The sequence below is a fragment of the Streptomyces sp. NPDC107528 genome, from assembly GCF_055639295.1.
This window is the reverse complement of sequence record NZ_JBVKAV010000023.1, coordinates 32,719-56,815: the sequence shown is the minus strand read 5'-3', so window position 1 is coordinate 56,815 and position 24,097 is coordinate 32,719. Positions and strand designations below refer to the sequence as shown.

At 71.6% G+C, this 24,097-nt stretch carries 22 protein-coding genes; 11 read left to right on the top strand and 11 right to left on the bottom strand.

The window, feature by feature from the left end:
- Window positions 1-2: 2 nt before the first annotated feature.
- Entirely contained in the window at window positions 3-521 is a 519-nt protein-coding gene (locus ACZ7L5_RS43915) for a hypothetical protein (protein WP_471524598.1), read from the top strand.
- Between the two features lies 1 nt (window position 522).
- On the opposite strand, the gene ACZ7L5_RS43910 is transcribed toward ACZ7L5_RS43915, so the two are convergent.
- Genes ACZ7L5_RS43910 through ACZ7L5_RS43900 form a run of 3 tightly spaced genes read right to left on the bottom strand, consistent with a single transcriptional unit; the run spans window position 523 to window position 2,877 of the window.
- A complete protein-coding gene (locus ACZ7L5_RS43910; protein WP_471524596.1) occupies window positions 523-1,299 on the bottom strand; it encodes an enoyl-CoA hydratase/isomerase family protein in 777 nt (258 codons plus the stop codon).
- Complete coding sequence (locus ACZ7L5_RS43905; RefSeq protein ID WP_467479698.1) at window positions 1,296-1,712, bottom strand: Zn-ribbon domain-containing OB-fold protein; 417 nt, start codon at window positions 1,710-1,712, stop codon at window positions 1,296-1,298. The genes ACZ7L5_RS43910 and ACZ7L5_RS43905 overlap by 4 nt, the downstream gene beginning before the upstream one ends.
- A gap of 7 nt (window positions 1,713-1,719) precedes the next feature.
- Window positions 1,720-2,877 carry a lipid-transfer protein gene (locus ACZ7L5_RS43900; RefSeq protein ID WP_471524594.1) on the bottom strand — a complete coding sequence of 386 codons (1,158 nt, stop codon included), beginning with the start codon at window positions 2,875-2,877 and terminating at the stop codon, window positions 1,720-1,722.
- A gap of 95 nt (window positions 2,878-2,972) precedes the next feature.
- On the opposite strand from ACZ7L5_RS43900, the gene ACZ7L5_RS43895 reads away from it, so the two are divergent.
- Window positions 2,973-4,553 carry a FadD3 family acyl-CoA ligase gene (locus tag ACZ7L5_RS43895; protein WP_471524592.1) on the top strand — a complete coding sequence of 527 codons (1,581 nt, stop codon included), beginning with the start codon at window positions 2,973-2,975 and terminating at the stop codon, window positions 4,551-4,553.
- Window positions 4,554-4,560: 7 nt separating this feature from the next.
- Here ACZ7L5_RS43895 and ACZ7L5_RS43890 read toward each other — a convergent pair whose 3' ends face one another.
- The 5 genes from ACZ7L5_RS43890 to afsR form a co-directional block, all read right to left on the bottom strand.
- Window positions 4,561-4,830, bottom strand: coding sequence for a hypothetical protein (locus tag ACZ7L5_RS43890; protein ID WP_471524590.1), 270 nt, complete (start codon window positions 4,828-4,830; stop codon window positions 4,561-4,563).
- Window positions 4,823-5,182, bottom strand: a complete 360-nt coding sequence (locus ACZ7L5_RS43885; protein WP_471524588.1) for a DUF6247 family protein — start codon at window positions 5,180-5,182, stop codon at window positions 4,823-4,825. Before ACZ7L5_RS43885 ends, ACZ7L5_RS43890 begins: the two co-directional genes overlap by 8 nt.
- Before the next feature lie 111 nt (window positions 5,183-5,293).
- The gene (locus ACZ7L5_RS43880) at window positions 5,294-6,655 is read right to left on the bottom strand and encodes an O-antigen ligase family protein (RefSeq protein ID WP_471524586.1); all 1,362 of its coding nucleotides are present in this window, start codon (window positions 6,653-6,655) and stop codon (window positions 5,294-5,296) included.
- A gap of 165 nt (window positions 6,656-6,820) precedes the next feature.
- Window positions 6,821-7,021 carry a regulatory protein AfsS gene (afsS, locus tag ACZ7L5_RS43875; protein ID WP_328881002.1) on the bottom strand — a complete coding sequence of 67 codons (201 nt, stop codon included), beginning with the start codon at window positions 7,019-7,021 and terminating at the stop codon, window positions 6,821-6,823.
- Between the two features lie 192 nt (window positions 7,022-7,213).
- Window positions 7,214-10,174 carry an SARP-family global regulator AfsR gene (afsR, locus tag ACZ7L5_RS43870; protein WP_471524584.1) on the bottom strand — a complete coding sequence of 987 codons (2,961 nt, stop codon included), beginning with the start codon at window positions 10,172-10,174 and terminating at the stop codon, window positions 7,214-7,216.
- Between the two features lie 197 nt (window positions 10,175-10,371).
- Here afsR and ACZ7L5_RS43865 point away from each other — a divergent pair, with 197 nt between their 5' ends.
- A complete protein-coding gene (locus tag ACZ7L5_RS43865; protein WP_471524582.1) occupies window positions 10,372-11,604 on the top strand; it encodes an amidohydrolase family protein in 1,233 nt (410 codons plus the stop codon).
- Window positions 11,605-11,665: 61 nt separating this feature from the next.
- On the opposite strand, the gene ACZ7L5_RS43860 is transcribed toward ACZ7L5_RS43865, so the two are convergent.
- On the bottom strand, window positions 11,666-12,559 hold the full coding sequence (locus tag ACZ7L5_RS43860; RefSeq protein WP_471524580.1) for a hypothetical protein: 894 nt from the start codon (window positions 12,557-12,559) through the stop codon (window positions 11,666-11,668).
- Between the two features lie 316 nt (window positions 12,560-12,875).
- Here ACZ7L5_RS43860 and ACZ7L5_RS43855 point away from each other — a divergent pair, with 316 nt between their 5' ends.
- The 6 genes from ACZ7L5_RS43855 (at window position 12,876) to ACZ7L5_RS43830 (ending at window position 19,975) form a co-directional block, all read left to right on the top strand.
- Complete coding sequence (locus tag ACZ7L5_RS43855) at window positions 12,876-13,784, top strand: LLM class F420-dependent oxidoreductase (RefSeq protein ID WP_471524617.1); 909 nt, start codon at window positions 12,876-12,878, stop codon at window positions 13,782-13,784.
- A 12-nt stretch (window positions 13,785-13,796) separates the two neighbouring features.
- A complete protein-coding gene (locus ACZ7L5_RS43850; protein WP_471524578.1) occupies window positions 13,797-14,567 on the top strand; it encodes an SDR family NAD(P)-dependent oxidoreductase in 771 nt (256 codons plus the stop codon).
- Between the two features lie 117 nt (window positions 14,568-14,684).
- Complete coding sequence (locus ACZ7L5_RS43845) at window positions 14,685-15,803, top strand: LLM class flavin-dependent oxidoreductase (RefSeq protein ID WP_363042012.1); 1,119 nt, start codon at window positions 14,685-14,687, stop codon at window positions 15,801-15,803.
- Between the two features lie 118 nt (window positions 15,804-15,921).
- Window positions 15,922-17,652 carry an N-acyl-D-amino-acid deacylase family protein gene (locus ACZ7L5_RS43840; protein WP_471524576.1) on the top strand — a complete coding sequence of 577 codons (1,731 nt, stop codon included), beginning with the start codon at window positions 15,922-15,924 and terminating at the stop codon, window positions 17,650-17,652.
- A complete protein-coding gene (locus tag ACZ7L5_RS43835) occupies window positions 17,649-19,112 on the top strand; it encodes an aldehyde dehydrogenase family protein (protein WP_471524574.1) in 1,464 nt (487 codons plus the stop codon). The genes ACZ7L5_RS43840 and ACZ7L5_RS43835 overlap by 4 nt, the downstream gene beginning before the upstream one ends.
- Before the next feature lie 62 nt (window positions 19,113-19,174).
- A complete protein-coding gene (locus ACZ7L5_RS43830) occupies window positions 19,175-19,975 on the top strand; it encodes an alpha/beta fold hydrolase (protein ID WP_471524572.1) in 801 nt (266 codons plus the stop codon).
- A gap of 15 nt (window positions 19,976-19,990) precedes the next feature.
- Here ACZ7L5_RS43830 and ACZ7L5_RS43825 read toward each other — a convergent pair whose 3' ends face one another.
- Entirely contained in the window at window positions 19,991-20,383 is a 393-nt protein-coding gene (locus ACZ7L5_RS43825; RefSeq protein WP_471524570.1) for a nitroreductase/quinone reductase family protein, read from the bottom strand.
- 110 nt (window positions 20,384-20,493) lie between these two features.
- Between ACZ7L5_RS43825 and ACZ7L5_RS43820 the strand changes: the two genes are divergently transcribed.
- Entirely contained in the window at window positions 20,494-21,321 is an 828-nt protein-coding gene (locus ACZ7L5_RS43820) for an endonuclease/exonuclease/phosphatase family protein (protein ID WP_471524568.1), read from the top strand.
- A gap of 33 nt (window positions 21,322-21,354) precedes the next feature.
- Here ACZ7L5_RS43820 and ACZ7L5_RS43815 read toward each other — a convergent pair whose 3' ends face one another.
- On the bottom strand, window positions 21,355-22,878 hold the full coding sequence (locus ACZ7L5_RS43815; RefSeq protein ID WP_471524566.1) for a CehA/McbA family metallohydrolase: 1,524 nt from the start codon (window positions 22,876-22,878) through the stop codon (window positions 21,355-21,357).
- Window positions 22,879-23,092: 214 nt separating this feature from the next.
- Here ACZ7L5_RS43815 and ACZ7L5_RS43810 point away from each other — a divergent pair, with 214 nt between their 5' ends.
- Window positions 23,093-23,941 carry an LLM class F420-dependent oxidoreductase gene (locus ACZ7L5_RS43810; RefSeq protein WP_471524564.1) on the top strand — a complete coding sequence of 283 codons (849 nt, stop codon included), beginning with the start codon at window positions 23,093-23,095 and terminating at the stop codon, window positions 23,939-23,941.
- The last annotated feature ends 156 nt before the right edge of the window (window positions 23,942-24,097 follow it).

Genomic DNA, 24,097 nt, shown 5'->3' with positions numbered 1-24,097 from the left:
ACGTGAAGCTTCGCCATGTCCGCGCTGTGGCCGTCTGCGTGGGGGTCGTCGTGGCCCTGACGGGCGCACGGCACTCCAGCGGCGGCGGCTGCGACAGCAGCTCGAACTCCAGCAGCTCGTCGAGCAGTTCGGGCGGCACGAGCGGCGGCAGCACGCACTACGACGACGATGACGACGACTACTCGTCCACGGGCGGCGGCTCGGGCGCTGACGCGACGGCGACCGCCGAGGCCACCCAGGACGTGAAGATCCAGAGCTGTGTGTTCGACGAGAGCCGGGGCATCGTCGCCCGGGTCGAGGCCACCAACTCCAGCAGCATCACGACCTACACCTACGAGTTCGGCGTCACCTTCAAGGACCCGTCCGGCGGCTCCGTGCGCACCAGCGCGTCCACCATCCCGTACGTCTCGCCGGGCTCCACGGACACGCTGGACGTGGCCGCCTCGTACGTCCCGGACGCCGGGGCCGGCACCAGCGGCGTGACCTGCGAACTCGGTGACGTGACACGCACGTCGGAGTAGCTCACCTGACCCGGTGGTCGCGGCGCCGCGCCCGGAACAGCTCCGCCTGCCGTTCGCCCGGCAGGTTGCCGAGGGCGATCAGGTGCGGTGCCTGCGCGAAAGCGTGCGCGAGGGCGGCCTCCCTGGCCGCCCACAGCGCGCGTACGGTCCCCTGCACACCCTCCGCCGGATACCCGGCGATGACGGCGGCGCAGTCGACCGCGGCGGCCGCCGCCCCGCCGGGCTCGGTGACTTCCGAGACCAGCCCGATCTCATGGGCCCGCCGCGCCGACATCCGCTCCGCGCTCCCCATGAGCGCCATCCGCGCGGCCTCCGCGTACGGCATGCGCAGCGCCATCAGCATCGACTCGTAGGCGCTGACCATGCCGTAGGTGGTGTGCGGGTCGAAGAAGGTGGCGCTCGGGTCGGCGACGAGGAAGTCCGCCTCGCCCAGGAGGTAGAACGCGCCCCCGCAGGCCATGCCCCGCACGGCGGCGACGACGGGCTTCCACAGGTCGTTCGCCTTCGGGCCGACCCGCAGCAGCGGATCGTCGGTCATGTACGGCGAGCCGGGCTGCGGGACGACGGCCTCCCGGTCCAGCCCCGTGCAGAAGGCCCGCTCCCCGGCCCCGGTGAGCACGACGGCCCGTACGGTGTCGTCGAACCGCAACTCCCGCCACACCGCCACCAGTTCGTCCCGCATGGCGAGGTCGATGGCGTTGAGACGGTCCGGCCGGTCGAGGGTGACGACGGCGACGCCGGTGTCCTTGTCGGTCTCGGTCCTGACGGCCGGGCTCATGGCCGCTCCAGGACCCACTGCGGAAGACCGGCCCCGCTGAAGACGGCCTGGACCTTGGCGCCGATGCGGATCCGGTCCGGGGGGAGCGAGTCGAGAGGGGCGCCGGGTTCCGTGACGAGGTTGCCGACCAGGCGGATGCGGGGCGCGTCGGCGAGTTCGACGACCACGACGTTGTACGGCGCCTGCTCCGCGTAGTCCGGCAGCAGGGGCGGATGCGGGACGACGTACGACCAGATCCGCCCGTGCCCGCCGACCTGCCGCCACTCGCACGTGAAGGACTGGCAGTGCGGGCAGCAGGGGCGGGGCGGGAAGCGGAGTTCGCCGCAGTCGGCGCAGGCCTGGACGCGGAGTTCGCCCTGGGCGGCGTACTGCCAGAACGGGGCGCCGTCGGGGTCGGTGACGGGTGACAGCATCCTTCGATCAACTCCTCAGGAGCAGCGCGGAGGTGGGGACGCCTTCGCCGGCGGTGACGAGACAGGTGGCGGCGTCGGGGACCTGCGCGGTGCTGGTGCCGCGGAGCTGCTTGACGCCTTCGTTGATGAGGTTGAAGCCGTGGACGTAGGCCTCGCTCAGCCCGCCGCCCCCGGTGTTGAGGGGCAGCAGCCCGCCGATCTCCAGGGCGCCCCCTTCCGTGAACTCCCCGCCCTCGCCACGCCCGCAGAAGCCGTACCCCTCAAGCGAGAGCGGTATGAGAGCCGTGAACGCGTCGTAGATCTGGGCCACGTCCACATCCTGTGGAGTGAGGTCGGAGTGCTTCCACAGGTGCCGGGCGGCGGTCCATGCGGGGCCCGTGAGCGGGTCGTCGTTCCAGTAGTTGACCATGCCGTGGTGCTGGGCGGGCAGCCCCTGGGCGGCCGAGTGGACGTAGACGGGCTTGTGCCGGCAGTCCCGGGCGCGCTCGCGGCTGACGATCACGCACGCCAGGGCCCCGTCCGTCTCCAGGCAGTTGTCGAAGAGGCAGAGCGGCTCGCTGATCCACCGGGAGGTCATGTACATCTCGCGGGTCAGGGGCCGTTCGTACATCACCGCGGCGGGGTTCTGGTTGGCCCGGTTCCGGCAGGCGAGGGCGACGTTGAAGAGGTGGTCCCGGGTCGCGCCGTACTCGTGCATGTAGCGGCGGGCGAGCATGGCGATCTCGTCGACGGGGCGCAGGAGGCCGTACGGCCGGGTCCACTGGGCGGGTGTGGGCAGTTGGGCGGTGGTGTTGCGCCAGGGCCGGGGCCCGCTGCCCCGCTTCCTGGACCGCCAGGCGACCCCGACCGTCGCCTGCCCGGCGGCGATGGCGGCGGCGAGATGCGCGACGGTGGCACACGAACCGCCGCCCCCGTACCCCACCTTGCTGAAGAAGGTGAGGTCACCGAAGCCGACAGCCTTCGCCAGCTCGACCTCGTCGGTCTCCTCCATGGTGTAGCTGGCGAGCGCGTCGACCTCGCCGGGTGCTATTCCGGCGTCGTCCAGGGCGGCCACGACGGCACGGCACGCGAGGGTTCTCTCGTCCTCGGCGAGCCGTTTGGCGAAGGGCGTCTGTCCGATGCCGACGATCGCGGTGGCGTCCTTGAGCCCGTTGACTCCGGTCATGCTGCGCGCACCTCCGCATGTTGAAGCGGCTGCTGACAGGGCGTCAGGCTACAGCTAATCTGACGGACAGTCAGCTACTGGGTCTGGAGGCTGTGGTGCGCGGTGACTTGGAGTGGGCCAGCATCCCGGAACTCGTACGGTCCGCGGCCGAGCGGTACGCGGACGTCGAGGCCGTGGTCGAGGGCCGTACACGGATCTCGTACGCCGAACTGGGCGCCCGCGTCGAGCGTTCGGCGGCGGCCTGTCTGGCGAACGGCGTCGCGCCGAGCGACCGGGTCGCCATCTGGGCCCCGAACACCCTCGACTGGATCGTGTCGGCACTGGGCGCGGTGTCGGCCGGGGCGGTGCTGGTGCCGCTGAACACCCGCTTCAAGGGCACCGAGGCGGCCGATGTGCTGCGCAGGAGCGGGGCGCGGCTGCTGTTCGTGACGGGCACGTTCCTGGGGACGTCGTATGTGGCGTCGCTGCGCAGGGCCGTCGCTCAGGGGCCGGGGCTGACGGAGTTGGAGCAGGTGGTCGTGCTGTCGGACGACGCCCCGGCGGACTTCCGTACCTGGAAGGACTTCCTGGCGAGCGGGGACGGGGTGAGCGCGGCGGACGTACGCGCGCGTGCCGAGGCCGTGGACGGCTCCTGCCCCTCGGACATCGTCTTCACGTCCGGCACGACGGGCCGCCCGAAGGGCGCGGTGATCACTCACGCGCAGACCCTGCGCGCCTACGAGGTGTGGTGCGACCTGGCGGGACTGCGGCAGGGCGACCGCTACCTCATCGTGAACCCCTTCTTCCACACCTTCGGCTACAAGGCCGGGGTGATCGCCTGTCTGATGCGGGGCGCGACGATGATCCCGCAGCCGGTCTTCAACGTCGGCACGGCCCTGGCGAACATCGCGGCGGAACGCGTGTCGGTCCTGCCGGGCCCGCCCACCCTGCACCAGTCCCTCCTCGACCATCCGGCCCGCGACGCCCACGACCTCTCCGCGCTGCGGCTGGTGGTGACGGGCGCGGCGGTCGTGCCCCTGCAACTGGTGGAGCGTCTGCGCGGGGAACTCGGCGTCGAGACGGTCCTCACCGCTTACGGCCTCTCGGAGGCCACCGGCATCGTGACCATGTGCCGGCGCGGCGACGACCCGTCGGTCATCGCGTCGACGTCGGGCCGCGCGATCCCGGGCACTCAGGTGCGGGTGGCAGGCCCGACAGGAGAACCGGCGCCCGCCGGCATCCCCGGCGAGGTCCTGGTCCGCGGCTTCAACGTCATGCGCGGCTACTACGAGGACGAGGCGGCCACCGCGGAAGTGCTGACGGAGGACGGCTGGCTGCACACCGGGGATGTGGGCGTGCTGGACGAGGCGGGCAACCTGCACATCACCGACCGCATCAAGGACATGTACATCGTCGGCGGCTTCAACGCCTACCCGGCGGAGATAGAGCAGCTCCTGGGCCTGCATCCCGACGTGGCGGACGTGGCGGTCATCGGCGTACCCGACGCGCGGCTGGGTGAGGTCGGGAAGGCGTACGTGGTGCGGCGGCCCGGGGCGGTGCTCACCGGGGACGACCTGATCGCCTGGGCGCGACGGGAGATGGCCAACTACAAGGTGCCGCGGGCGGTGGAGTTCCTGGGGGAGCTGCCGCGGAACGCGAGCGGCAAGGTGGTGAAGGGGGAGTTGCGGGGGAGGTGATGACGAGTCAGGCGGGCCAGGCGGTGACCTGGAGGATGTAGACGCACTCGTGTCGGGGGACGGTCAGGTAGAGGAACATGCCGCCGGGCACGTAAGCGGTCTGAACGCCTTCGCCGACCCCTTGGTACGTCGATCCGGCCAGGTAGAGCACTTCGGCCGCCCGTACGATCTCGTCGGCTCGCTTCTCGACCTCCGCGACAAACGTGGGCGGTGCCGGCGTGGTGCCGCCAATGATGTGGCTCTCGTCCGGGTCGTACTCCCACCGCCAGTCAGGCACGGTTCAGCGACTCCCGAGCGTTGGTGTGGAGGGCTCGGATCTCGTCCATCGCCGCTCGCCAGGCTGGGTCCTCACGACCGACGGTCTGTGCCGTGTATTCGGCGGCCCGGAGCCGAGCGGCCGCGGCCGGGCTCCTGGCGATCTCCACCACGACGGCCCAGGTTTCCAGAAACTGCACGATCGGGCCGAGGCTGCCCGTACGCGCGGCCAGGGCGATGGCCTCGTCCTTCTGCCGCTCCATCTCGGCAAGCCGGTGCGGCGCGACCTGCGCCAGCGCGATCCGGAGGGCGGCCGGCGTTCGTTCCGGCCGGGGGATGAGGGGCTCGTAAGGCTCGAAGGGCTGTGCGGTCATCGTCCGTGATCCTTCCGTGGACCGTGCAAGGCCCACGGTACGGCAGTGGCGGCCGATCACGCAGGGTGCTCGATGCCTGGGAGCAGGGGCGCAGGAGGACCTACCTGTCGGTCACGCAGGCACGCCCACGCGTTGCGGCCCATGCCGTGGGCGCTTGAGCTGGGCGGGGGCGGGGGCAGCTCCAAAGCCCCGGCGCCACCCGGCCGGCGCCTCGGCCATGACGACGGCGAGCACACACCAGAAGAGCACGTCGATCCGGTCCAGGTTGGCCGGGTGGTCCATCATGCTCGCCAGGAAGAACCCGGTCAGCGAGGCCAGCCCGACCGTCCCGATGACCGACTTGGCGCGGGCGGCGCGGGCCGCGCAGGACAGGGCGACGACGGCCACGGCGGTCATGGCGAGAAGCCCGAGAGGCCCCGTTTCCACCAGCTGGTTGAGCCAGAGGTTGTGTGCGTGGACGAAGACCCGGTCGCCGGGCGCGGTGGCGGATATGACGGCGCCGGAGCGGCCGAGTCCGACGCCGAGGGGGTTGTCGGCGGCGATCTGCAGGGCGGCTTCCCAGGCCTGCCCCCGCACACCCAGTGAGTTACCGGCCCGGGACACGGCCCAGATGGCGCAGGCCGCCACGATCAGGGCCACGGCGCCCAGGGCGGCGAACAGCCGGCGCCGTGCCCGGTCGGCGAGCCGGTGCGCCGGCCAGTAGGCGCCGCCGAGCACGAGAAGCCCGGCGGCAGCGGCGACGTACCCGGCCCGCGAGAAGGTGGCCAGCAGGGCACCGTATCCGATGACGACCAGCACCACGATCGCCGTACGGGCCGTGCGCTCGTCCACGGACACGGCGGCGAGCAGCGCGAAGGGGAGGAGCAGCACCAGGAAGGCGGCCAGCAGGTTCGGGTTGGAGAAGGTCCCGGTGGCCCGGATGAGGATGCCGTCGCCGCCCGCGTCACAGGCGACGTCGGTCAGCAGCCCGGTCCGGCAGAAGCCGGTCGGCGTCTCGTTGGTCACCTGCGAGAAGGCGGTGGTGGCGGCCGCCGCGACGCCGGCCGGCGCGAGGATCCCGATCGCCCGCCACGACTCGGTCTGCGTACGGCGCACTCCGACGACCAGGTAGTAGCAGCACACGACGGTCAGCAGACCGCGCAGCGGCGCCGTGGCGTGCCCGCCGTGGTACGTCGCCGCCCCCGCGGCCACCACCAACAGGCCGATGGGCACGTCCAGTCGGGTCCGGAAGTCCCGCAACCGCGCCCGTGCCCGGCCCCGTACGGGAACGACGAGGGCGATCAGCCCGGCCAGCAGGGCGAGCCGCGTCGGCGTGACGATCCCGACGACCGACTCGACGGGGTCGTCGGGGAAGAAGTCGGTGCCGGAGTCGAGCAGCACGACGGCCACCGCGCCCAGCGGCACGAACTGAACGAACCTGACAATCGCCGACGGCCGCCCGGGACCGGCCGGCACGCTCTGGTCGGATGCCATGACACCCGAGCGTGGCGGGCGGGTACGACGGCGGGGTGTCGGGAGGGGGAACGGGGCACGGAGCCTTGGCGGACGCGGTCCCCCATGGCCGACCCGCCCGCGGACACACCTCGGCCGCAGCGGCTCCCCTCCGCGCCGCCGCGGCCGATCCCCGTGAGATGAGGCCTACTTGTCCTTGAGGTCCAGCGTGGCGGGACCGGCCGGCATGGCGTTGTTGAGGGTCGTGATCTCCTCGGCCTTGGCAGGCCCGCTCGGCATGGCGTTGTTGAGGGTGGTGACCTTCTCGTCCGCGGCGGGCTCGCTCGGCATGGCGTTGTTCTGCGGAGAGAGGTCCGTGTCCTTCTGGTCCTTCTTCTGCTCGCTCATGGGCTCGTGGTCCTCTTTTTCGGTGATGAGTGAGGAACGCCCGCCCGGAAACTCCCCCGAGGATTGCCGGGCGGGCGTTCGGAGCCGCACATTAACCGGTCAGGCTCCGGCCGGACCGTCTGCCCCCCGACGCGACGGTCTGACTGGTACGAGCATGCCGGGTGGGGATAAACGAACGCTGAACGCCGACTTCTACGCCGCCGCTGCCGAAGTGAGCAGCGCCCGCACCTCGTCGGCCTCCGCGGCACTGTTCTGCTCGTAGAGGTTGAGTGCCTCACGCCAGCACGCCCGCGCCCGGTCCGCCTGACCGAGCGTGGCGAGGGCGCGCCCCAGCAGTGTCAGGACGTTGCCCCGCATCCGGTCACCGCCGATGCACCCGAGGGCCAGGGCCTGTTCGGCGTGCTGGGCGGCCTGGGACGGGCGCCGGTCGGCCAAGTGCACTTCGGCGATGCGGAAGTGGGTGGCCCCCTCCCAGAGCCGCTGCCGGTGGTCGTTGAAAATGCCGAGGGCGTCGCAGAACCGCCGCAGCGCCTCGGTGTAGCGGCCTGCGCGGGTCAGCGCGACGCCCAGCGCGAAGTGGCCGTTGGCCAGGCGTACGGTCCGGCCGATCTCCATGTGCGCGGTGAGACCGTGCTGCGCGATCTCCACCGCCTTCGCGATGTTGCCCATGCCCAGGTGGGCCCGGGACAGATTGCCCAGCGCGGTGGCTTCGAAGGGCCGGTTCCCCGCTGCCCGCAGACCTTCGAGGGCCTGGTCGAAGAAGACCTTGCCGTCGGCGAACCGGCCCTCGTGCAGACAGATGAGTCCTCGGTTGTTGGCCACCCAGCTGACGGCGGTGGAGTCGTGCGCGCTCGCCGCGAGCTCCATGGCGACCCGCGCCTCCTCCTCCGCCTGCCGGATACGTCCGGAGACCAGGAGGACATCGCTGAGAACCGTACGTGCCCTGCCCTCCGCGCGGTCGTTGCCGAAGGCCCGGGTGGCCCCGCACGTGGCCCTCGCCGCCATCTCGTACTGATGCGAGTTGGCCCCCGACTCGGTCAGGTCCTTGGCCGCCCAGAGCAGATCGACGGCCCGCCGCAGCCTGTCGGTCCCCGCCGCCTGCCGTACGCAGGCCAGGAGTTGCCCCGCCTCTGTGTAGAGCCAGTCGAGCGCCGCCGCCTGCCCGGTGATGCGCAGCCCCGGGTAGCTCGTGGGCTCCAGGTCGTCGATCAGCCGGTCCCCGGGGTGCTCGATCGCGTACACCTGCGCAGTGGTCGCCAGATAGAAGTCCAGCAGCCGCGACAGCGCCTCCTCCCGCTCGCTCGGCGGCTGTTCGTCCCTTTCCGCACACGCACGCGCGTAGAGCCGCACCAGATCATGGAAGCGATACCGCCCCGCCGCCGCCGACTCCAGCAGGGACGTGTCGACGAGGGACTCCAGGAGGTCCTCCGTGTCCTCCGCCGGCAGGTCCAGGACCGCCGCGGCCGCGGCCAGGGAGATGTCCGGGCCGTCCGCGAGGCCCAGGAGGCGGAAGGCGCGAGCCTGGGCGGGGTCCAGGGCGCCGTAGCCGAGTTCGAAGGTGGCCTTCACCGCCAGGTCGCCGGCCTGGAGCTCGTCCAGCCGGCGGCGCTCGTCGGCGAGCTTGGCTGCGAGGACCGACACGGTCCAGGTGCGGCGGGCCGCGAGGCGGGACGCGGCGATGCGGATCGCCAGCGGCAGGAAGCCGCACGCCGCGACGACGTCCAGCGCGGCCTCCCGCTCGGACGCCACCCGCTCCTCGCCGACGATCTTCGTGAAGAGGGACAGCGCCTCGTCCGGGGACATCACGTCCAGGTCGACCAGGTGGGCGCCCGCGAGGTCCACCATGCGGACCCGCGAGGTCACCAGCGCCGCGCAGCCCTCGGTGCCCGGCAGCAGGGGCCGTACCTGGGCGGCGTCCCTGGCGTTGTCCAGCAGCACCAGGACGCGACGGCCGTCGAGGACCGAGCGGTACAGGGCCGAGCGCTCCTCCAACGAGTCCGGAATGGCCGAGTCCGCCGTGCCCAGGGCCCGTAGGAAGGACCCCAGTACCGTCTCCGGCTCCGCCGCCCGCGGGCCCGCGCCCTGCAGGTCGACGTACAACTGCCCGTCGGGGAAGGCCGAGCGCGCCTGGTGTGCCACGTGCACGGCGAGCGTCGTCTTGCCGACCCCGCCGATGCCCGCCAGTGCCGACACCGCCATCACCCGGCCCTCGGACGAGGCGAGGACCTCGCTCAGTTCGGAGACGAAGGCGGAGCGGCCCGTGAAGTCGGGCACGGTGGCCGGGAGCTGGGCGGGCCGCACCGGCAGCACCGGCGGGTCGCCCACCGGAGCCGACGGTTCCGCGAGGCCGGGGTCGGCCTGCAGAATCCGCTGCTGGAGTTCCTTCAGGTCCGGGCGTGGGTCCACGCCCAGTTCGTCCGCCAGCAGGCGGCGGGTGTCCGCGTACACCGCCAGCGCCTCCGCCTGCCGTCCGCTGCGGTACAGCGCGAGCATCAGCAGCTCACGCAGCCGCTCGCGCAACGGGTGCTCCGCGGTCAGCGCCGTCAGTTCCGAGACCGCCTCGGCGTGGCAGCCCTGCTCCAGGTCCATGTCGAGGCGGGACTCCAGCAACTGCAGCCGCCACTCCTCCAGACGGACCCGCTGGGCCTCCGCGTACGCCCCGGGAACCCCGGCCAGCACCTCCCCGTCCCACAGCGCCAGTGCCCGCCCCAGCACGTCCCGGGCATGGCACAGGTCCCCGGCGCCCCGCGCCTTCTCCGCCTCCGCCGCCAGCTCCTGGGCCGTCGCCAGGTCCAGCGCACCCTCGGCCAGGCCCCGCACCGCGTAGCCGCCGGACTCGCTCACCAGGACCCCGGGGTCCAGCACCTTACGCAGCCGGGAGGCGTACGTCCGCACCGCCGCCAGCGCCTGTGACGGCGGCTCCTCGCCCCACAGGGCGTCGATCAGCTCCGCCGCGGTCGCCGTACGGCCCTCGCGCAGCAGAAGGGCCGCGAGCAGGGCGCGTTGCTGAGGGGAACCGGTGGGGAGCTGCTCCTCGCCGCGCCAGGCGCGTACCGGACCGAGCACCCCGAAGCGCAGCGCCCCCGCCTGCTCCGCCGTATCTGCCGAGGAGCCAGGACGCCTCTGCTCCGGCACTCGCGGTACCCCGTCCATCGCAGTCCCCCTAGGACCCGTTTACATCCCCGCCAGTTTGCCTTGTTCACGGCAGATGCGTCAGCTGTGGAGGGGGTGATCACAGCCAGGCGCGCGGGATATCACAAGGTCCTCACGCGCTCTCCGCACGGCGTTGGCCGTTCCCCGCCGCCTCCGCGTAGCTGACGGACCGTCAGATCGGCGCTACCGTGGCGGACATGGACACCGAGACCGCGTTTCCCCTGATCATCTCCGTCGACGACCACACGGTCGAGCCGCCCACGGTCTGGCAGGACCGGCTTCCGAAGAAGTACCAGGACACCGGCCCGCGCATAGTCCGCGCGCCACTGAAGGAAATGACCTTCCTCGGCGGGCGGTTCAAGCCCGTCATGGGCCGGCCGGGCGACGACGGGCCCATCGGCGACTGGTGGGTGTACGAGGACCTGCAGCGCCCGCTGACCCGCCTCGACACCGCCGTCGGGTACAGCAGGGACGAGATCAAGCTCGAAGTCATCACGTACGAGCAGATGCGCCCGGGGTCGTACGACGTCCCCGCCCGCCTCGCCGACATGGACGTCAACCACGTCCAGTCCGCGCTCTGCTTCCCCACCTTCCCCCGCTTCTGCGGCCAGACCTTCACCGAGGCGCAGGATCACGAGCTGGGCCTGCTGGGCGTCCAGGCGTACAACGACTGGATGGTGGAGGAGTGGTGCGGCCCCGCCGCGCAGGGCCGTCTCATCCCGCTCACCCTCATCCCCCTCTGGGACGCCGAGCTGGCGGCAGCGGAGGTCCGCCGCAACGCCGCACGCGGTGTGCGTGCCGTCGCGTTCTCCGAGATACCCCCGCACCTCGGGCTCCCGTCCGTGCACACCGACTACTGGGACCCGTTCCTCGCCGCCTGCGACGAGACCGGCACGGTCGTCGCCATGCACATCGGCTCGTCGAGCCGGATGCCCTCCACCTCGGCCGACGCGCCGCCCGCCGTCGGCTCCACCATCACCTTCGCCAACTGCTGCTTCTCGATGGTCGACTGGCTGATGAGCGGCAAGTTCGAGCGCTTCCCGAATCTCAAGGTCATGTACGCCGAGGGCCAGATCGGCTGGATCCCGTACATCCTGGAGCGCGCCGATGTGGTGTGGGAGGAGAACCGGGGCTGGGGCGGGGTCGCCGACAAGGTGCACCGGCCGCCGTCGGAGCTGTTCACCGACCACGTCTACGGCTGCTTCTTCGACGACGCCTTCGGGCTCAGGAACCTCGACGCGATCGGCGTCGGGAACGTCCTGTACGAGACCGACTACCCCCACTCCGACTCCACCTGGCCGAAGTCCCGCGAGGTCGGCGAGGCGCAGATGGGGCACCTGGACGCGGACGTGGTCGACCGGATCGTACGGCGCAACGCGATCGAGCTGCTGGGGCTGACGGACGACGGGCTGTGGCCCGGGAGGGCATGAGCGGGCCGCGGTCCCGGTGGAGGGACCGCGGCTCAACTCATGGGCGGGCCGGTGGCGTCAGTCAGCCGAGGAACACCGACGAGATCCTGTCGTCGAAGCCGACCGGGGCCAGGTCGGCGATGTTGCCCTGCACCACCTTCGAGTCGCCCTTGCAGTCCTTCTCGGACCAGATCTTCAGGGTGCCGGAGGCCTGGAGGGAGGAGGCGGCATCGTCGCGGGCGACGTTCTGGCACCCGGCGCCGGCCAGCCCCTCGGAGGGGTCGCCGAAGTTGCGCTCGTCGGAGAGGGTGACGCTGGTCGCGGGGGCGGCACCGCCCAGCTCGTCGCCGGCGCCTCCCCCGTCGCCGCCACCCTCTTCACCGGCCCCCGCCTTCCGGCCGTCCGGCGTCACCCCGAACCACGTACCGCCCACGCCCTGCCCGTTGGTGTCGCCGGGCCGCAGGTCCTTGCTGAAGCGGTAGACCGGCCGGCCGCCGACGGTCACCTGGAGGTTGCCGTCGTCGCGCTTGACGACGCCCACGTCGGACTCGTTCACACCGTCGATGAAGATCTTGCCGCCGGGGGCGACCAGGACCGGCGGCCAGGTGGTGGCGCACTCGCCGGAGCAGTTCGACTCGGACGGGTTCGCGGTGTCCTTGTCGAAGCGGTAGAGGGTGAAGCCGGCCCCGTTGACGACGACGGAGTTCAGGTCCCCCGCCTGAGACGCGCTCAACTGCACCCACTTCTTGGCGACCGGCCTGCTCGCCGGCTTCCCCGGGCCGTTGGCCCAGTCGCCGGTGCCGGGGGCCGCGTTGTTCTGCTTGGCCGAACCGCTGATGAGGCTCAGGCTCCCCGGTGCGGCGGCGGCGCCCTCGCGGGCCGCGGACGCGGCGTTCTCGGTGCCGTTGCAGGCGGTCAGCAGCAGGGCCGCGGCGGCGGTGGTGGCGGCGATCGCGGCGATGCGGTTGCGGATCATTCTCGGTCTCCCCGTTGTCCCGGTGCCCGGACCTCCCGAGCAGCCACCGCCCCGTACGAACCCCTCGCCGGCCGCCCCTCACCCGGTGACGTGCCTGAGACACGAACACGACGGATTGCGGTCAATCGGACGAAGGTCGCGACATTTCACCGGCCCGGCGGGCGCCCCGCACGGACGCAGCCGTTCCGCGCCCACCCCTTGTCTGTTGCGGCGCCAGCCCCGACGATGACGCCCGGAACATGGATATGACGGTTCGTCAGATCGAGGAGGGTGTGTGTCCATCCAAGTCCCGCCGGACGGGCGGACGCTGTTCGGGATGCAACTCCCGATCCAGTCCCAGAGCACGATCTACGCCGAGCCCTGGGAGGCCGCCGCCGGCCCCGGGGACCTGAGGGCGATCGCCGTCGCCGCCGACCGGGCCGGCTTCGACTACATCGCGAGCTGCGACCACGTCGGCGTCCCGCGCCGCCTCGCGCCCGCGATGAGCACCGTCTGGTACGACCCCGTCGCCACGCTCGCCCATCTCGCCGCCGTCACCGAACACGTCCGGCTGCTCAGCCATGTCGCCGTCGTCGGCCTGCGCCACCCGCTGGCCACCGCGAAGCAGTACGCGACGGTGGACCATCTGTCGGGCGGCCGTCTGATCCTCGGCGTGGGCGCAGGTCATGTGCGCGAGGAGTTCGAGGCGCTCGGACACGACTTCAAGCAGCGCGGCGCCGTCCTCGACGAAGCGATCGACGCCCTGCGCGCCGCCCTCGGGCCGGAGGAGTTCCCCGAGCACCACGGCAAGTTCTACGACTTCGAAGGGCTCGGCCAGCTGCCCCGGCCCGCGCAGCAGCGCGTACCCGTCTGGGTCGGCGGCTCCTCGCCCGCCGCCGTACGCCGGGCCGCGCTCAAGGGCGACGGCTGGCTGCCGCAGGGCGACCCGCGCGACCGGCTGCCGGAGCAGATCGCCACGCTGCGCCGCCTGCGCACCGACGCCGGCATCGAGGAGCCGATCGTCGTGGGCGCCATCACCGAGCCGCTGTACGTCGGACGGCCCGGCTGGGAGGTGGGGCGGCGCACGATCACCGGTGCGCCGGAGGAGCTCGCCGAGTCCCTGCGGGCGTACCGCGCGATGGGTGTGCACCAGATCCAGGTGCGCTTCCGCTGCCGGAGCCGGGACGAACTCGTGGACCAGACAACCGCCTTCGGGGCCGAGGTCGCCCCGCACCTCGACCAGTGACTGGAGTGAGCCATGGGCAAGCTGGACGGCCGGGTCGTGATCGTCACCGGCGCGGCACGCGGACAGGGTGAGCAGGAGGCGCGGCTCTTCCGGGAGGAGGGCGCCGAGGTGGTCGTCGCCGATGTGCTCGACGAGCAGGGCGAGGCCCTCGCGAAGGAGATCGGCGCGCTGTACGCGCGTCTCGACGTGGGGGAGGAGGCGGACTGGCGGGCCGCGGTGGCCGCCGCGAAGAGGGTGTACGGCCGGGTCGACGGGCTGGTCAACAACGCCGGCATCCTGCGCTTCAACTCCCTCGTCGACACGCCCCTCGACGAGTTCATGCAGGTCGTGCGGGTCAACCAGGTCGGCTGCTTCCTCGGTGTCAAGTCGGTCGCGCCCGAGATGGAGGACGGCGGCACCATCGTGAACACCGCCTCCTACACGGCCGTGACGGGCATGGCGGCCGTGGGCACGTACGCGGCCACCAAGCACGCCATCCTGGGCCTCACCCGAGTCGCCGCGCTGGAGCTGGCGCCGCGGGGCATCCGGGTCAACGCGATGTGCCCGGGCGCGATCGACACCGCCATGTCCAACCCGGCCCATCTCGACCCGGGTGCGGACCCCGAGGAGACCTCGAAGGCCCTCGACGGGCTCTATCGCAAGCTCGTGCCGCTCGGGCGGATCGGGCGGCCGGAGGAGGTGGCCCGGCTCGCGCTGTTCCTGATGTCGGACGACTCCTCGTACATCACCGGTCAGCCGTTCGTGATCGACGGCGGCTGGCTGGCCGGGGTGAGCGTCATCTGACGTACCGACCCCATCTGATGGCCAGTCAGCTATTGACGGTGCACGTGAGCGGTGCCACAGTCGGCGGAAAGTGAATCTGACGGTACGTCAGAAACTATGTGGGGACGGTGAACCTCCTTGGAATTCGGGCTCTTTGTACAGGGATACGTGGGCAAGCGCGCCGAAACCGACCCGCTCGCCGAGCACAAGGCGTTGATGGAGGAGACCGAGTACGTCATCCAGGCGGACAAGTCCGGCTTCAAGTACGCCTGGGCGTCGGAGCACCACTTCCTGGAGGAGTACTCCCACCTCTCCGCCAACGACGTGTACCTGGGATACCTGGCGCACGCCACGGAGCGGATCCATCTGGGGTCCGGCATCTTCAACCCGCTCGCCCAGGTCAACCACCCGGTCAAGGTGGCCGAGAAGGTCGCCATGCTCGACCACCTCACCGAGAACCGCTTCGAGTTCGGCAGCGGGCGCGGGGCGGGGTCGCACGAGATCCTCGGGTTCATACCGGGCGTGACCGATATGAACTACACCAAGGAGATCTGGGAAGAGACCGTCGCCGAGTTCCCCAAGATGTGGCTCCAGGACGAGTACGTCGGCTTCCAGGGCAAGCACTGGTCGCTGCCGCCGCGCAAGGTGCTGCCCAAGCCGTACGGGAAGTCGCACCCCGCGATGTGGTACGCCGCCGGGTCGCCGCCGTCCTATGCGATGGCCGCGAAGAAGGGGCTCGGGGTCCTCGGGTTCAGCGTCCAGAAGGTCTCCGACATGGAGTGGGTGCTGGAGCAGTACAAGACGGCTGTCGTGAACGCCGAGCCGATCGGTGACTTCGTCAACGACAACGTGATGGTGACGACCACGGCGATCTGCGCGCCGACGCATGCCGAGGCGATCGAGACCGCCGTGAACGGCGGACTGCACTATCTGCCGTCGCTGGTGTTCCGGTACCACGACACGTTCCCCCGGCCCGAGGGGTTCCCGGTGTGGCCGGAGACGTTGCCGCCGTACACGCCGGAGTTCGTGGAGCTGCTCATCGAGGAGGAGTTGCTGATCTGCGGGGATCCGGACGAGGTGCTCACGCAGTGCAAGCGGTGGGAGCAGGCCGGGGCCGATCAGTTGAGCTTCGGGTTGCCGGTGGGGGTGCCGAAGGAGGAGACGTTGCGGACGATTCGGTTGATCGGGGAGCACGTGATCCCGAAGATCGACACGGATCCTGTGCATCGGACTTCGCGGTTCCGGAGGGGTGTCTGACCGTCGTCGGCGGCTGCGGGTTCGTGGGGGCTGGTCGCGCCCACGCGGCGGAGCCGCACATCGATACAGCCCCGCGCCCCCAGGTAGGTAGTCCGACAGCGAACCAGGAGGTGAGCCCATGCTCGATCACGTCATCAAGGGTGCGGCCGTCGTGGACGGCACGGGAGCGCCCGCCTACACCGCCGACGTCGGCATACGCGACGGTCGTATCGCCGCCATCGGTGCTGTCACCGAGGAATCCCGCACCAGCGAGGACGCCGCCGGGCTTGTCCTCGCCCCCGGGTTCGTCGATCCCCATACCCACTACGACGCCCAGCTCTTCTGGGATCCGTATGCCACCCCGTCCCTGAACCACGGGGTGACCACGGTTGCCGGGGGGAACTGTGGGTTCACGCTGGCGCCTCTCAACCCTGCGCGGCCCGAGGACGCCGACTACACACGGCGGATGATGTCCAAGGTCGAGGGCATGTCGCTGGTGGCGTTGGAGGAAGGGGCGCCCTGGAGCTGGAGCAGCTTCGGGGAGTATCTGGACGCCCTGGAGGGGCGGATCGCGGTCAACGCGGGGTTCATGGTGGGGCACTGTGCGCTGCGCCGGTACGTCATGGGGCCGGACGCGGTCGGCGGGCAGCCCTCGGCGGAGCAGCTCGACGCGATGGTGGGGCTGTTGCGGGAGGCGATGGAGGCGGGGGCCTGGGGGCTGTCCACCACCCAGTCGACCTCGCACTCCGACGGCGACGGGAAGCCGGTGGCCTCCCGGCATGCCGAGCCGGCCGAGCTCCTGGCCCTCTCGCGGGCCGTCGGGGAGCACGAGGGCACGCAGATCGAGGCCATCGTGGCGGGCTGTCTGGACCAGTTCAGCGACGACGAGATCGATCTCTTCGTGGAGATGACCGCCGCCGCGGGCCGCCCCCTGAACTGGAACGTGCTCACGATCGACGCCGCGGTTCCCGAGCGGGTGCCCAGGCAGCTGGAGGCAAGTGAGCGCGCCCGCAAGGCCGGTGGCCGGATCGTGGCGCTGACCATGCCGATCCTCACGCCGATGAACATGTCGCTGGGCACCTTCTGCGCCCTGAATCTGATCCCCGGGTGGGGGCCCGTCCTGGGGCTGCCCGTCAAGGAGAGGATCGCCAAGCTCCGTGACCCGGACATCCGTACCGAGCTGCTGCTGCGGGCCCGGTCCAAGGAGGCGGGCGTCTTCCGGCGGCTCACCCACTTCGGGCGCTATGTCATCGGGGACACCTACAGCGAGGCGAACCGCGGGCTGACCGGACGGGTCGTGCAGGACATCGCGGCCGAACGCGGGCAGGAACCCTTCGAGTGCCTGGTCGAGATCTGCGCGGCGGACGATCTGCGTACCGTCCTGTGGCCGATGCCCACCGACAACGACCCCGACTCCTGGGTGCTGCGCGCCGAGACCTGGCGGCACGAGGACGTCATGCTGGGCGGCTCGGACGCCGGGGCGCATCTGGACCGGATGTGCGGGGCGCCGTACACGACCCGGTTCCTCGGGGACTGTCTGCGCGGGCGGAAACTGGTCGGCCTGGAGCAGGCGGTGAAGATGCTCACCGACGATCCCGCCCGGCTCTTCGGCCTCCGTGACCGGGGTCGCGTCCAGGAGGGCTTCCATGCGGACCTGGTCCTCTTCGACCCGGAGCGGATCGACGCCGGCAAGGCCACCCTGGTGCACGACCTGCCGGGTGACAGCCCGCGGCTGGACTCCAAGGCGGTCGGCGTGCGGGCGGTCTGGGTCAACGGCGTCGAGGCGATCCGCGACGACGTGGTGACCGGGGCCGTGCCGGGGCGCGTGCTGCGCTCGGGGCGGGACACCAGGACGGTGGCGACCCGGTGAGCTTCAAGGCCGTCGACCGGCAGCGGTTGTTCGTCGGGGGCTCGTGGGCGGAGCCGGACGGTGGGTACTACGCCGTCGTCGATCCGGCGAGCGAGGAGACCGTCGGGTGGGCTCCGGAGGCCTCGCGGGATCAGGTGCACGCGGCCTGTGCCGCGGCCCGCGAGGCCTTCGGCCCGTGGTCGGGTACGTCGCCCGAGGAGCGGGCGGCCGTGCTGGGGCGGGCGGCGGACATCATCCGCGGCCATCTGGTGCCGTATGCCGAACTGGCCCAGGCCGAGACCGGGGCGACCACCGGGACGGCCCGGGGCATGCAGGTGGGCGTGGGCGCGGCACGTTTCCGGCGCTACGCGCGCGTGGAGTCCGCCGAGTGGGCGATCCCGCCGCAGATCAACGATGCCGGGCCGATGGGGAAGGCCGGTGTGATGGGTGCGCTGGCCGTCCGCCAGCCCGTCGGGGTCGTCACCTGCATCACGTCGTACAACAACCCGTGGGCCAACCCGGCGGGCAAGATCGCGCCCGCGCTGGCTATGGGCAACACGGTGGTCGTGAAGCCCGCCCCGCAGGATCCGCTGTCCGTCTACCGGATGGCGGAGGCGCTGGAGGCGGCGGGGGCGCCCCCGGGTGTGGTGAATGTGGTCTCCGGGCGTTCCGTGGAGGTCGGCGAGGCGGCCGTCTCCTCCCCGGACGTCGACATGGTGAGCTTCACCGGCTCCACGGCGGTCGGGCAGCGCATCGCCGAGGTGTGCGGGCGGGACATGAAACGCCAGCTGATGGAGCTGGGAGGGAAAGGCGCGGCGGTCGTCCTCGACGACGCTGACCTGGGGTCCGCCGTGGCCGGGATCGGGACGACGTTCTCCTTCTACAGCGGGCAGATCTGCACGGCGCCGACGCGGGTGCTGGCCCAGCGGGGCGTGTACGACCGGCTGGTCGAGCAACTGGCCGCCTACGCGGGGCGTCTGAAGGTCGGCGACCCCCGGGAGCGGGACACGGTGGTCGGGCCGCTGATCTCGGCGGCCCACCGGGACCGCGTGGAGGCGTACGTCGAACTCGGCCGCAAGGAAGGCGCGGTGGTCGTCGCCGGAGGCGAACGGCCCTCCCTCGACACCGGCTTCTACGTCGCGCCGACCCTGCTCGCCGACTGCACCAACGACATGCGGGTGGCCCGCGAGGAGATCTTCGGCCCGGTGGTCGTCGTCATCCCCTTCGACGACGAGAACGAGGGCGTGGCCCTGGCCAACGACAGCGACTACGGCCTCATCGACTACGTCTGGTCCGGCGACGTGGCCCGCGCCTTCCGGGTGGCCCGCCGCCTGCGGGCCGGCGGGGTCGGCGTCAACACCGTCGGGCGCAACATGGAGGCACCCTTCGGCGGGTTCAAGAAGAGCGGGGTCGGCCGGGACGTCGGCTCGTACGCGCTCCACGCCTACAGCGAGGTGCAGGCCATCGTGTGGCCGGGGTGAGCCGCGGGGATTGACCGGACGCAGGCTGTCACCGGAGCCGTATCCCGGGCAGTGTCTTCCGTATGGGACACATGGTGCAGGTCAAGGGCGGCGAGGTCTGGGCGGACGACGCGGGCGCGGCCGGCGGGGCCGAGGCCGGACCGCCCGTGGTGCTGCTGCACTCGGGGATCGGCGATTCCCGGCTGTGGGAGCCCGTACTGCCCGGCCTGGCGGCCGGACGTCTTCGGGTGATCCGGTACGACGCCCGCGGCTTCGGCCGGTCGCCGGCGCCCACCGTCTCCTACACCCAGCTCGACGACCTCAGGAGCGTCCTGGACCACTTCGAGCTGACCCGGGTGGTCCTGGTCGGCTCCAGCATGGGCGCCAGAACCGCCATCGACCTGGCCCTGAGCGACCCGGGCCGGGTGGCGGCCCTCGGTCTGCTGGTGCCCGGCGTCAACGGCTACGAGGGCCTGGAGTCGGCGAAGGTGACCGAGGAGATCGGGCGGCTGGCGACGGCCGGTGACATGGACGGCCTGGTCGCGTTCGCGCTGCGGCTCTGGGGCGGGGCGGGACCCGACCCCGACACCGGGGCGGAGCACCTGCTGCGGGCGGCGATTCCCGCGTGGTTCACGACCTACGGCCACGAGACCCAGGGCGGGCGGGCCTTCGACCGGCTGGGCGAACTCGACGTGCCCTGCACGCTCCTGCTCGGAGAGCGGGACCAGCCCGAGGTGATCCGCTGCAACGAGGCGATGGCCGCCCGCATCCCCGGCTGTCGGCTGGTCCGGCACCCTGACTGCGACCACTTTCCGACGCTGCGGGCGCCGGACGACGTGGTACGGCTGGTCACGGAGCTGTGCGAGCGGGTGCCGGCCGCCTGACCGGCACCGTACGCGTCAGTCGGTGAGGTCCACCCGGATCGTCAGCAGGTCCGCCCCGAACGCCCGCACCCCGGCGCTGTTGACCCGGGGCAGGCCGCGCAGGCGGGCGATCGGGTCGTCGTCGGGCAGCAGATGCGCCGTGCCCGTGTGCCACCGTCCCCTGATCCGCACCCGTACCCGCGCGTCGGCCTTGATGTTGCGCACGTACTGCGACCGCTCCCCGAACTCCGACACCAGCCAGAAGGAGTCCCCGACCCGGCGTCCTCCGACCGGGGTGCGGCGGGGCAGACCCGAGGTGCGGCCCGTGGTCTCCAGCAGGGTCTGGGTCGGCATGCGCCGCATCACGGCGTTGAGCCGCCGCTGGAAGGCCCTGACATTCCGGTATTTGGTCTCTGCGGGGCTGGACATGGTGTGCCGTTCTCCTGACGCGTGGCGGTGCTGATGCTCTTCAATGTCTCTCACCGGGATCGAACGAACGGTGGAGCCTCGAACGGTTCAGCTATGAGAGACGGTGGCGCATGCGGGTGGTGACCTGGAACCTGTGGTGGCGCTTCGGGCCGTGGGAGGCCCGGCAGAAGGCGATTCTCGCCGAACTGCGCGATCTGCGCCCCGATGTGGTCGGCCTGCAGGAGGTGTGGGCGGACGGCCGCGAGAACCAGGCCGAGTGGCTGGCCGCCGAACTCGGCATGCACTGGGCCTGGGCCCCGTCACCCGCCCCCGAGCGCTGGCGCCGGCGGATCGGCGACCACACGGTCGACATCGGCAACGCCGTGCTGAGCCGCTGGCCGGTCACCGCCCAGCGCACCCTGCGCCTCCCCGCCCCGTCCGACGTCGACGACGGCCGCCTCGCCCTGTTCACCCGCCTGGCTACCCCCTCCTACGACATCCCTTTCTTCACCACCCACCTCACCTCCGCCCTGCACGGCTCGGCCGTACGCTGCCGACAGGTCGCCGCGCTCGCCGAGTTCGTCGCCGAGAACCGGGGTGACACGCCCTTTCCGACGGTCGTCACCGGCGACTTCAACGCCTGGCCGGACTCCGACGAGATCCGCCTCTTCGGCGGCTACCGGACCGCCCCGGTCGTGCCCCGCCAGGTCTTCTTCGATGCCTGGCAGTACGCCGACCCGGACGCCCCCTCCGCCACCTGGGACCGCACGAACCCCTATGTCGCCGTCGGCGGGGAGCCGAGCGTGCGGATCGACTACATCCACGTGGGCCCGCCCGGCAGGGACGGCCTGGGCCATGTGCGTGACGTCCGACGCGCGGGCGCCGCTCCCGTCGACGGCGTCTGGCCCTCGGACCACGCGGCAGTGGTCGCCGACCTCGCGACCGAGGCCACCCCTTGACCGCAGGTCGCCCGGCCGCCGGGCCGACGGCTGCTACGAACGCCCCAGGAAGATCGGATTCGTGACTGCCGCCAGCGCCCCCGGCAGCGGGCCCACCGCCGTCTCGTGGCGCAACTCCGCCCGGACGTAGGCCGCGTACGCGGGGGTCGTGCGCCATTCCACGACGCCTGAGCCGGAGACCGGCAGCGGAGGGCTCGTGAACAGGACGCCCTGGTCGGTGACGAAGCGGACCGTGCAGCGCGGGGCGCCCGTGGCTTCCAGGCGGACGGTCACCGGCGTGCTGCGGGGGACCTCCAGCCGCTCTCCGATGCCGGCGTGCTCGCCCTTGCCGCCGGACACCCCGAAGGTCAGCGAGACGTTCTTCGACTCGGCGATGTACGACCGCCCCGCCTTGATCCCCTCCTGGATCGCCTCCCGCGTGAGGTCGTCGGCCAGCACGACCGTCTGGGGCGTGCCGACCGGGTCCGGATCGCGGTGGGCGTCGCTGTTGCCCATCGCCGGGATCCACGCGTCGGAACCCGAGCGCACGGACGCGACCAGCGTGCTGTCCCAGTCCGCCAGGGCCATCTCGTCGTCCGGGGTCCACGGCCCGTTCCAGACCTCGATCGCGTCCGCCTCGCCGAAGCCGAACTTCCAGTTGCAGCCGACGCAGGTGGCGTGCGGGTGGGCGGGGACCACGAGGCCGCCGGACCTGCGGATCTGGCGGGCGAACTTGCCGAACCGGTTGTCCCGGGCCCGGTAGCGCCAGTCGATGAAGGTGCCGGGGTCGATGCCGAGCGCCACGACGTGGCCGTTGCGGGTCGTGACCTCCTCGCCCAGCATGATCAGGAGGTCGTCGCCGGCCGCGTCGGCCCAGTGCGCGTGCGCCGAGTGCGTGTTGTGCTCGGAGCTGTTGATGAAGTCCAGCCCTGCCGCACGCGCGAGGGCCGCGATCTCGGCGGGCGTACGGCGGCCGTCGGAGAACCACGAGTGCAGATGGCAGTCGCCCCGGTACCAGGCGCGCCCCCGCCCCTTCGCCCGCTCCGGCGGGTACGTCGGCTCGACGGACTCGGCGGGCTCGCCGTAGGTGAGCGTGATGGTGACCTCGTACGGCAGCCCCTGCGGCGCCACCGTGTACGGGCCGAGGGCGATGTGCCAGGTGCCCTCCCGGACCGGCCCCGGGATGTACCCCGGCGTCGCCTCGTCCGACCGGATGAAGAACTCCGTGCGCGCCCCGCCCGACCAGCCCCGGAAACCACGGCCGCCGAGCTCGGTGCCGCGCTGGTCGAAGATGCCGATGTCGAGGGCGTTGCCCGGGGTGCCCGCCGGGACGGACGGCTTCTCGTAGGTGTAGGAGACCTTGATCTCCCGGACCCCGGACGGCACTTCGACCGGCAGGTACACGAAGTCGGGGGACCCGGGCGGCAGGGTGCCCCGCACGGTACGGGTCTCTGCGTCCTGGGTGTCGTCGGCACCTCTGGCGAAGGTCACGCTTCCCAACGTAAGCGCGGCGGCGGCGCCCGTCACGAACAGCGCGCGTCTTCCCAGGCCGGCGCCCGTGTAGTCGTCCTCGCACATGCTGCTGCTCCCCAGGTCGTCGTGAAGGACTTGGCATGGGTGGTGCAGGGTGGTGCGTGCAACTCTGGTATTCAGCCGTGAACTGCCGTGCAAGGGAAGGGAATCGGCAGCCAATCGGAAGCTGTCCAGGCTCCGCGGGGGTGCCGGTGGGAGATCCATATGTCCATACCGGTCGGTATGGACATTGCGGCGTCCGCGCGGTACAGATGCAGGCATGCGCATCTCCGTCACGATCTTCCTCACCGACGAGACCATCACCCCGACCCGGCTCGCGCGTGAGCTGGAGCAGCGCGGGTTCGCGGGGCTGTACCTGCCCGAGCACACCCACATCCCGGTGGAGCGGACCACCCCGTACCCGGCCGGCGGCGACCTGCCGCCCGAGTACGGCCGCACCCTCGACCCCTTCGTCGCCCTCGGCCAGGCCTCCGCCGTCACCGAGCGGCTGGGCCTCGGCACCGGCATCACGCTGGTCGCGCAGCACGACCCGATCGATCTGGCCAAGCAGATCGCGACCCTGGACCACCTGTCCGGCGGACGCTTCACCCTCGGCCTCGGCTTCGGCTGGAACGTGGAGGAGGCCGCCGACCACGGGGTGGAGTGGCGGACCCGGCGCGAGCTGGTTCGCGACCGCATGGCACTGATGCGTGCCCTCTGGGCGGATGAACCGACCGCCCACGAGGGCGAGTTCGAGTCCGTGCGCGCCAGCTACGCCTACCCCAAGCCCGTACAGAAGCCGCGCGGCCCCAAGGTCAACGGCCCCCGCACGCTCATCGGCGGAGCGGCCGGCCCGAAGCTCTTCGCGCACATCAGCGAGTACGCCGACGGATGGCTGCCGATCGGCGGCCGAGGACTGTCCGAATCTCTACCCCGGCTCCGATCGGTCTGGGCCGACGCCGGCCGCGACCCGAACGCCCTCCAGGTGGTGCCGTATGCCGTGTTCCCCACCCCCGGCAAGCTCGCGCACTACGCCGAGTTGGGGATCGAGGAGGTGGTGGTGCAGCTGCCTCCGGCGGGGGAGGCGGAGGTTCTGCGAGTCTTGGACGACTCCGCCGAGTACTTGTAGACCAGGGGGCAGTCCAGCCCACCTTCAAGGGGCGCGGGGCGTATCGATGTGCGGCTCCGCCGCGTGGGCGCGACCAGCCACGACGCACCTGCACCCGGCAACGAATCGCACCACCCAGGACCGCCCCCGACCCTCCGGACCTCGAACGTATGCTCA

Coding starts and splice junctions, on each gene's coding strand:
- ACZ7L5_RS43815 (WP_471524566.1), bottom strand. CDS start 22,878: ATGTGCGAGGACGACTACACGGGCGCCGGCCTGGGAAGACGCGCGCTG.
- afsR (WP_471524584.1), bottom strand. CDS start 10,174: ATGGACGGGGTACCGCGAGTGCCGGAGCAGAGGCGTCCTGGCTCCTCG.
- ACZ7L5_RS43840 (WP_471524576.1), top strand. CDS start 15,922: ATGCTCGATCACGTCATCAAGGGTGCGGCCGTCGTGGACGGCACGGGA.
- ACZ7L5_RS43850 (WP_471524578.1), top strand. CDS start 13,797: ATGGGCAAGCTGGACGGCCGGGTCGTGATCGTCACCGGCGCGGCACGC.
- ACZ7L5_RS43860 (WP_471524580.1), bottom strand. CDS start 12,559: ATGATCCGCAACCGCATCGCCGCGATCGCCGCCACCACCGCCGCCGCG.
- ACZ7L5_RS43810 (WP_471524564.1), top strand. CDS start 23,093: ATGCGCATCTCCGTCACGATCTTCCTCACCGACGAGACCATCACCCCG.
- ACZ7L5_RS43865 (WP_471524582.1), top strand. CDS start 10,372: ATGGACACCGAGACCGCGTTTCCCCTGATCATCTCCGTCGACGACCAC.
- ACZ7L5_RS43820 (WP_471524568.1), top strand. CDS start 20,494: ATGCGGGTGGTGACCTGGAACCTGTGGTGGCGCTTCGGGCCGTGGGAG.
- ACZ7L5_RS43905 (WP_467479698.1), bottom strand. CDS start 1,712: ATGCTGTCACCCGTCACCGACCCCGACGGCGCCCCGTTCTGGCAGTAC.
- afsS (WP_328881002.1), bottom strand. CDS start 7,021: ATGAGCGAGCAGAAGAAGGACCAGAAGGACACGGACCTCTCTCCGCAG.
- ACZ7L5_RS43855 (WP_471524617.1), top strand. CDS start 12,876: ATGCAACTCCCGATCCAGTCCCAGAGCACGATCTACGCCGAGCCCTGG.
- ACZ7L5_RS43880 (WP_471524586.1), bottom strand. CDS start 6,655: ATGGCATCCGACCAGAGCGTGCCGGCCGGTCCCGGGCGGCCGTCGGCG.
- ACZ7L5_RS43910 (WP_471524596.1), bottom strand. CDS start 1,299: ATGAGCCCGGCCGTCAGGACCGAGACCGACAAGGACACCGGCGTCGCC.
- ACZ7L5_RS43825 (WP_471524570.1), bottom strand. CDS start 20,383: ATGTCCAGCCCCGCAGAGACCAAATACCGGAATGTCAGGGCCTTCCAG.
- ACZ7L5_RS43885 (WP_471524588.1), bottom strand. CDS start 5,182: ATGACCGCACAGCCCTTCGAGCCTTACGAGCCCCTCATCCCCCGGCCG.
- ACZ7L5_RS43900 (WP_471524594.1), bottom strand. CDS start 2,877: ATGACCGGAGTCAACGGGCTCAAGGACGCCACCGCGATCGTCGGCATC.
- ACZ7L5_RS43830 (WP_471524572.1), top strand. CDS start 19,175: ATGGGACACATGGTGCAGGTCAAGGGCGGCGAGGTCTGGGCGGACGAC.